This window comes from Tolumonas osonensis (assembly GCF_014202415.1).
Taxonomy (GTDB): domain Bacteria; phylum Pseudomonadota; class Gammaproteobacteria; order Enterobacterales; family Aeromonadaceae; genus Tolumonas; species Tolumonas osonensis.
Genome location: NZ_JACHGR010000028.1, coordinates 1 through 1,393, shown reverse-complemented (window position 1 = coordinate 1,393; position 1,393 = coordinate 1). Strand labels below are relative to the sequence as shown.

The 1,393-nt window shown below is 68.7% G+C and carries 2 protein-coding genes; both read left to right on the top strand.

Annotated features, from left to right (window positions below):
* On the top strand, nt 1–1,179 hold a 1,179-nt coding region (locus HNR75_RS15410), incomplete at its 5' end, for a TIGR03752 family integrating conjugative element protein (protein ID WP_188027823.1).
* The coding region (locus HNR75_RS15405) for a hypothetical protein (protein WP_425506837.1) at nt 1,160–1,393 on the top strand (234 nt) is incomplete at its 3' end. The genes HNR75_RS15410 and HNR75_RS15405, both read left to right, overlap by 20 nt.

Below are 1,393 nucleotides of genomic sequence, written 5' to 3'. Positions count from 1 at the left end.
TCGGACAACAAGTCGCAGCGTGAAGAGAACCAGCGGCTGCGCCAGCGCGAGAACTCCATCGACCAGCGCATCAACTCGGCGCTCGAATCCGAGCGGTCCAACCTGCGCCGCGACCAAGAGCAGGCGGCCAGCGCGCGCCAGCAGACCGAAGGGCTGCTCGCCGACCTGCAGCGGCGCCTGGACAGCATCGGCGGGCGCGGCGGCGGCCATGCGGACCTGCCCGTGGGCCTGGGGCTGCAGGGCGGCGACGAGGCCGGCATGGAGGGCGGCGTGCGGTGGGTCGAGCCGGACGACGCAGAGCCCGCCGAGGGGCGCAACGGGGGGCGTGGCGCGAGCGGCGGCATGAGCTTCCCCACGAGCTTCGGCCCGGCGCAGAGCACGCTCGAAACCACCGCTGAAACCGTGGCCAACGCGGGCGCCCGCGCCGCCGGGGTCAAGAATGCCAAGCCGGTCTATACCGTGCCGACCAACTCGACGCTAATGGGATCGGTGGCGATGACGGCCCTGATCGGCCGCGTGCCGATCGACGGCACGGTCAACGATCCCTATCCGTTCAAAGTTCTGGTCGGGCCGGACAACCTGACCGCCAATGGCATCGACATTCCCGACGTGGCCGGCGCCGTGTTCAGCGGCACCGCCTCGGGCGACTGGACGCTCTCGTGCGTGCGAGGTCAGGTGCGCAGCATCACGTTCGTCTTCAACGACGGCACGATTCGCACGATCCCCGAAGACCGCGAGGGCAACCAGCAGAACAACCAACAGCGCGACGGCTTGGGCTGGATCAGCGATCCCCACGGCATTCCTTGCGTCAGCGGCGAGCGGCGCAGCAACGCCCAGCAATACCTCGGCTCGCAGGCCCTAATCACCGCGGCCGGTGCCGGTGTGGCCTCGCTCATCGAGAGTGGCAGCGGCCGCATGTCCTATGTCGGCTCGGACGGCTCCATCGGCACCGTGGGCATCACCGGCCAAGAAGCGGTCGGCCAGATTCTCGCGGGCGGTGTCCGGGACATGTCGGCCTGGGTCAACAAGCTCTACGGCCAAGCCTTCGCCGCCGTCTATGTCCAACCCGGCGCCAAGGTTGCCGTCCACCTCGAAAAGCCGCTCGCCATCGACTTCGATCCCGAAGGCCGCAAGGTCGATCACCGCGCAGGAGAAAGCCATGCCCTTGAACTTGACTAACCTGGCCCGTGGCCTAGCACTGGCCCTCGCCGTCGCGTTGCTCGCCGGCTGCGCCACCAGCAAGGAAAAGCTGTTGACCCACGGTGACCGCACGATGATGGACATCTGGCAGCAGGAGGCCGGCGACGGCGGTGGCGCAGCCGGACGGAACGCCGGCCGCCAGTTGCTCGATTCGCGCAAGAGCCTGCGTCGGCCACTGACCGACGCCGACGTG